The organism is Enterococcus silesiacus (assembly GCF_001886225.1).
GTDB lineage: Bacteria > Bacillota > Bacilli > Lactobacillales > Enterococcaceae > Enterococcus_L > Enterococcus_L silesiacus.
On sequence record NZ_JXLC01000050.1, the window covers coordinates 1 to 2,831 of the forward strand.

The window sequence follows — 2,831 nt, forward strand, 5'->3', positions numbered from 1 at the left end:
GATTTGGATGAAGAATTGGCAATGGAAGAAGCGATGAATAATCCTTTAGAAGGCAAAGAATTAAAAGGTAAAAATACCGATCCAAGATGGCCTGCAGCAGATGGCTGGGAAAAGAGAGCTAGAAATATTAACGGAAATGAAATTCATTATCAATATAATCCTAGAACTGGTCAAATTGATGATGTTAAATTTAAAGAATAGGGGATAAGTAATGAAAGTAAAATGTTTATCAACAACAGGTATGGGTTTGAACAAATTTACGATGAGTAATTCTAGAGATACTGAACAAGTGAAGTATCCATTGAAAAAAGACGATATATATACTATCTATGGGCAGCATATATATAATAATGTTTTAGGTTATCTGATTATAGGAACTTATGAAAATTTACCATCATGGTACCCAGCAGAACTATTTGAAGTAATCGATCATCAAGTTCATTTAGAGTGGTATTATAATTATGAGGAAGACTCAGTTATCAGTGCATTATGGGGCTATAAAGAAATGGTTCTAACAGATAATCATTACGATGATTTAATTGAACGAACAGATGAAGCCAAAAGGATATTTTTAAAAAGGAAAAAGGAGATCGATGAATTTATTGAGTATACGTAAATTAATTTGATTTCTAGTCTGTTATAAGAAGATTATAAAAGTCAGAGTAACTGAGCAATTATAGTTTACTCTGACTGTATACATAAAAATTGTAATTTAAACAAAGACATAAACTTATAGGATTGAATGTAAATTCTTTAAAAGGAAATTAAACATAAAAAGGAATTTTCAACACTGTAGTTATGTCGGTGTCAATTATATCCGAGGAAGAAATGAGCAATCCGTAGGTTATCAGACATACAGCCAAGCCTTATATCACCAAAGTGCGGCTTATCGATACCAGATTCAAGTTCAACGCGCGCAAGCAACTCGTAGAATAGCAACTGTTCGAATCAAGAAAGTTAGTGATACGGCAGATAAGAAATGGACAGGTAAGAAAAGTAGCGAAGAGCAGTTAAAAGAGTTTGAGAAGAAATATGGCAAATCTAAAATAATGAAAAATGAAACCCTCTTTATCCCTGGCGGAGGCGCACTAGGTTTACTGGGAAAAGCGAAGAATACGTTAGATTGGGCAAAGAATGCTGTTAGTATTGGAAAGATATTCCAGTCTGCTAGTGAGGCACTGGGAGGTAGCGCTGATGATAGATCATGGAATAGTGATGGAGAAGATTTAAATGATGTAGACGAAAATAATCTACCAGATGGTTGGACAGCAACTAATCATAATGGACGTGTTCATATAAGAGATGGAAATGGTAAAATTAGAGTTAGGGTAGACCCACCTGATAAAGTAACTAACTATGATCATAAGCATTATTTTGATAAAAATGACAACCCTTTGGATGAAAACGGAAATATTGTCGATAAAAAGAGTCCGGATGCACATATACCGTTAAAATAGAGAGGTAGCGATAAAATGAATGTACAAAAAATTCAAAAACTAATTGATGAGTATTATTATTGGGATTCTAGAGCTTTAGAGCTAGAATGTAATTATTTTTCAGATGAAGTTATATTAGTTTATGAAGATACAAAAGAAAAGGGAATAAAATATGAATTTTTAGAGTGTTATCGAACACTTATTGATCATGATAAGACATATGATAAATTAAGAAAAGTAAAAGATATGTCTTTTGGACAAATACCTTATTTTCTTCAGGATGTAACAGTAGGAGAGGTTTTTGAAGGGGGAAACACATTTTACACCTGTAAAATTAATATGTGGCCCTTGAATGTAGAGGTATGGTGTAAAAAAATTAACGTTTACAAAATTAATTTAAATGAAACTGATTAATTTTTATTCAACATGATAATAAACATCTTTTATTTAGACATATGTCGAAGTAATGAAATCTCCATATCTAGAATAAAATTTGAAAAGTTTGAAGTAAATAGTGTGTTCTTTACAACTTACTTCATAATGAGTTAACCAATAAAGTTGATACGGGAAAGTCTATTTTCTTCTGTATCTAGAGGGCTAAATTACAAAAATTAGATATAAGTAGGAGAGAGGTTATGAACGAAGAATGGAAGAGTTTGAATATTGCAGATGTTCCAAAAGGCGAATATGAGTTAGAAAAAGTAACATATGATACAAATGGAACAATAATTGAGTTAGGAAATGACGATATCAAACTTATAATCGATTTCCATTATGCAGTTATTCTAACAAGATATTCTGACGAGTCTCAACGTTGGAAAACAACAGATAGATTGCTCTATAAATATGGTAAAGATTTCTTTAAAAATTCACCATTATTTATTATTGAAAACTCTGATTTTGCAGATTGGTTGGAAAAAGAGAGTTTTGGTGTTAATTCTAAAAAAGATGTGACACATTATTGTATTTATACACCGGATGATGTTGTTGATATCTTATCTTTGAAGGATCCTGAAATAAGAATAGAAAAGGTATTTTAAAAATTTAGTAAGGTAAGTGTAAGTTAGATTTGGAATGAGTAAGTCATCGAAGGTTAGAGTAGCTATACAGCTACTCTAACTATATACATAAGATATCTATAAAGAATATCAACTAATAAAGTTAAATATACAAGAGTAAAATAATATATGACCACAGCACAATGATGTTGGTGTCAATTATATCAGAGGTAGGGTGGGCAATCTTTAGGGTATCAGAAATATAATCAAGTGTTGTATTATCAATGTACAACTTATCGCTATTAAGTACAAGTTCAACGCGCACAAGCCACTCGTATGATGGCAACCGTTCGAATCAAGAAAGTTTGCGATACGGCGGATAAGAAATGGACGGGTT

4 protein-coding genes and 1 pseudogene are annotated in these 2,831 nt (G+C 31.6%); all 5 read left to right on the forward strand.

The features are described 5' to 3' along the window. Window positions 1-201: pseudogene (locus RV15_RS18260) on the forward strand (hypothetical protein); the annotation flags it as partial. A gap of 10 nt (window positions 202-211) precedes the next feature. Continuing rightward, window positions 212-616: a phosphoribosylaminoimidazole synthetase gene (locus tag RV15_RS18265; RefSeq protein ID WP_071879413.1), complete on the forward strand. Its 405-nt coding sequence runs from the start codon at window positions 212-214 to the stop codon at window positions 614-616. Between the two features lie 433 nt (window positions 617-1,049). Beyond that, the gene (locus RV15_RS18270) at window positions 1,050-1,457 is read left to right on the forward strand and encodes a hypothetical protein (protein WP_217265842.1); all 408 of its coding nucleotides are present in this window, start codon (window positions 1,050-1,052) and stop codon (window positions 1,455-1,457) included. A 15-nt stretch (window positions 1,458-1,472) separates the two neighbouring features. Then, the gene (locus RV15_RS18275) at window positions 1,473-1,850 is read left to right on the forward strand and encodes a hypothetical protein (RefSeq protein WP_071879414.1); all 378 of its coding nucleotides are present in this window, start codon (window positions 1,473-1,475) and stop codon (window positions 1,848-1,850) included. Window positions 1,851-2,071: 221 nt separating this feature from the next. Next, complete coding sequence (locus RV15_RS18280; RefSeq protein WP_071879415.1) at window positions 2,072-2,476, forward strand: hypothetical protein; 405 nt, start codon at window positions 2,072-2,074, stop codon at window positions 2,474-2,476. The last annotated feature ends 355 nt before the right edge of the window (window positions 2,477-2,831 follow it).

What these genes read in the sequence shown, in the direction of transcription:
- RV15_RS18265 (WP_071879413.1), top strand. Translation starts at nt 212, where the DNA reads ATGAAAGTAAAATGTTTATCAACAACAGGTATGGGTTTGAACAAATTT.
- RV15_RS18270 (WP_217265842.1), top strand. Translation starts at nt 1,050, where the DNA reads ATGAAAAATGAAACCCTCTTTATCCCTGGCGGAGGCGCACTAGGTTTA.
- RV15_RS18275 (WP_071879414.1), top strand. Translation starts at nt 1,473, where the DNA reads ATGAATGTACAAAAAATTCAAAAACTAATTGATGAGTATTATTATTGG.
- RV15_RS18280 (WP_071879415.1), top strand. Translation starts at nt 2,072, where the DNA reads ATGAACGAAGAATGGAAGAGTTTGAATATTGCAGATGTTCCAAAAGGC.